The organism is Actinomyces sp. ICM58, assembly GCF_000283035.1.
Taxonomy (GTDB): domain Bacteria; phylum Actinomycetota; class Actinomycetes; order Actinomycetales; family Actinomycetaceae; genus Pauljensenia.
The window spans coordinates 1-2,548 of the sequence record NZ_ALIY01000093.1 but is presented as its reverse complement, the minus strand read 5'-3'; the positions used below and the strand labels follow the sequence as shown (position 1 = coordinate 2,548).

The window sequence follows — 2,548 nt, the reverse complement described above, 5'->3', positions numbered from 1 at the left end:
GCCCCTTCGCTGTGCGGTGCCGCTGGTGTTCCGGGCGCCCTTCGCACTGGTGGGGCTTGTGTTGCTGTGTGTTGCCTTGTCTTGTTCGTCACTCGGCAATGTCGCACGTCATTCCCATGTCTTGCTCAACACTCAGCAATTTCGCACGTAATTCCCCTGCAAGTATTTCAAATAATGAAGTTAGGTCGTTGGAATTGCAACGTTTTCGGGTGATCTCGAAAAATGACCGAGGGAAATTACGTGCGAAATCTGTCTGGACTGCGACCTGCAGTCCACCGGCACAGTCGTCGACGCGAGCCCGCAGTTCCGACGATGCAGCCCTCGACGATGTCTGGGACTGAGCCCCGACCAACACGCGTGTCCTCTCTCCACCCGCGTTGCTCATGTCGGGGCCGTGACGAACGGACGACGGCCCGCGAATCGCTCGATTCGCGGGCCGGGTCGATGAGGCGGCAGTGTCGTCCCCGTGGAAGCGTCCTCCTACGAGAACTTCGGGTCTGCCCAGATGACAGTGATACTAATGTCGCTCTTGCGGCTCTCTCCTGGTGCTGCTTCTACGAGCGCCTTCATCTTCAGGCGCGGAACCGACGAGACGTCGATGCTGAACTCCTTCGCCTCGTTGAGGCGTAGGGACGCCGTGTCGAGGACCTTGTCCGAGATAGGGTCGCTGATCTCGAAGGTCACCGTGATGTTTGTGTCGCGCGAGTAGTCCGACTGGCCCGCTGTGATGGTGAAGGTCTTGGCATCCTTGGGGACGAGGAACTCAACGGAACCGTCATCCAGTGTATGTTTCATGAAACATTTGAAGCCGTTGTTGTAGGTCTTCTGCGCGATGGCCGAGACATCATCGGATCCGGAAAGAGTTTCCCAGGAGTATGAATTCCAGTCTTCTTGTCCGCATTTTTCCTTCGCGACCGCCTGGTCCAGCGTCGGGTTCCACTCGGGGGACTTGCTGGCCATTGCGCTCGGCGTCGGCGACGCCATCGACGCGGACGGGGTAGGAGAGGGTGTCGTGGCCGTCGGGCTCGGCGAGGCCGTGGTGGGCTCCGGGGTGGCGGTAGGAGTGGGTGTGGCGTCTGGCTTGGGGGCGTGCGAGCATGCTGCCAGCAGGAGGGACAAGCCAGCGGCGATGATGGCTGCGCGGCGCTTGGACCCGGTACATTGAGAGTGAAACATCGTTGTGTTCTCTTTCACTGGAGAGGAATTGCTCTGAGAATAGATTCCCGGGAAGGGTCTGTCAACTAAGGTATTAGTAGTAATACAGGCATACCGATCATGCTCGTTTCGCGCGGTAGCCCGGGCGTCTCGCGCCGGTGGGGCGAACTGTCCGAAGGAGGCTCCGACGAGAACGCCATGGCGCCAGAGGCCTTCGAGGGTCGTCTCACGGGCCCCGACGCTGTCCGCTCATTTTCCGCGTCAACGACGTGTGCAGACGACCGACGCGGCGACGCTCCCCTCGCCCGGCATGCTCTCTCGTGCAACCGGAATAAGGAATGGCGTTGACCATAATGAACCAAGGCAAACCTGGCGTTACCGATGAGACGTGCCGCCGCCCCCTGGCCCGCCGAGCTGGGTGGTCTGTCTCAAGTCCTACCGATTGATCACCAATCTTTGGCATACTGTGGAACGGAAAGTACCCGTCCTACAGGAGCCGCCGTGCCCGAAGAAACTGCCATCGACACCCAATCGCAAAACGACGCCCAGGCCTCGTCCGCGACACACAAACCCAGCCTGGGCCGCGTCATCGCCGCGTGGGGGGTCCACGCGTTCACCATCTCGGGCCTCGTGTGGGCGACGCTCGCCCTGTTCGCGATCCTCAACAACAACATCCCCATGATGTGGCTGTGGCTCGTCATCGCCCTGGTCGTGGACGGCGTCGACGGCACCCTCGCCCGCAAGGTCGGCGTGCGCGACGCCATCCCGTGGTTCGACGGCGGCGTCGTTGACAACCTCGTCGACTACCTGACGTGGACCTTTCTGCCCGCACTGTTCATGGCGCTGCACCTGCCCTTCGGCCCGCAGCCCGTGCCGGTCGTCATGATGATCGTCATCATCGTCTCCTCCCTGTTCTGCTACGCGAACGACGGTGAAAAATCCAACGACAACTACTTCGTGGGCTTCCCCGCCGCGTGGAACTGCGTCGCGATCGTCATGTACGTCCTGCAGACCCCCGCGTGGGTGAACATCGCGGCGACGATCTTCCTCGCGATCATGACGCTCGTCCCGCTGCACTACACGCATCCCGCGCGCGTCAAGCGCTTCCAGATCCCCAACATCGTCGGCGCCGCCGCGTGGATCGTCGCCTGCGCGTACCTGGTCGTCATCTACCCGGTCCAGCCCCTGTGGACGCTCATCCTTTTCTGGGTCGGCGGCGGCTGGTTCATGGTCGCGGGCTTCATCCGCACGGCCACCGGCGAGGACAAGTAGTTCCCGCCCCACGATCACCGACGAACACCCCCGGGCCTGGCGCTCGGGGGATGTTTGTTATGCGAGCCTCGTTCGGGCGGCGACGAGGCCGGGGCGGGGTGGGGTGGTGCCCGCGGGCGGC

The 2,548-nt window shown here is 62.3% G+C and carries 2 protein-coding genes; one reads left to right on the top strand and one right to left on the bottom strand.

Annotated features, from left to right (window positions below; all coding sequences use genetic code 11):
* Positions 1–480 precede the first annotated feature (480 nt).
* The gene (locus HMPREF1138_RS11380; RefSeq protein ID WP_202898338.1) at positions 481–1,176 is read right to left on the bottom strand and encodes a hypothetical protein; all 696 of its coding nucleotides are present in this window, start codon (positions 1,174–1,176) and stop codon (positions 481–483) included.
* A gap of 480 nt (positions 1,177–1,656) precedes the next feature.
* Here HMPREF1138_RS11380 and HMPREF1138_RS04535 point away from each other — a divergent pair, with 480 nt between their 5' ends.
* Positions 1,657–2,427: a CDP-alcohol phosphatidyltransferase family protein gene (locus HMPREF1138_RS04535; protein WP_009057087.1), complete on the top strand. Its 771-nt coding sequence runs from the start codon at positions 1,657–1,659 to the stop codon at positions 2,425–2,427.
* Positions 2,428–2,548: the final 121 nt, after the last annotated feature.

Excerpts from the sequence above, each read along its gene's own strand:
- HMPREF1138_RS11380 (WP_202898338.1), bottom strand. The coding sequence starts at position 1,176 with ATGTTTCACTCTCAATGTACCGGGTCCAAGCGCCGCGCAGCCATCATC.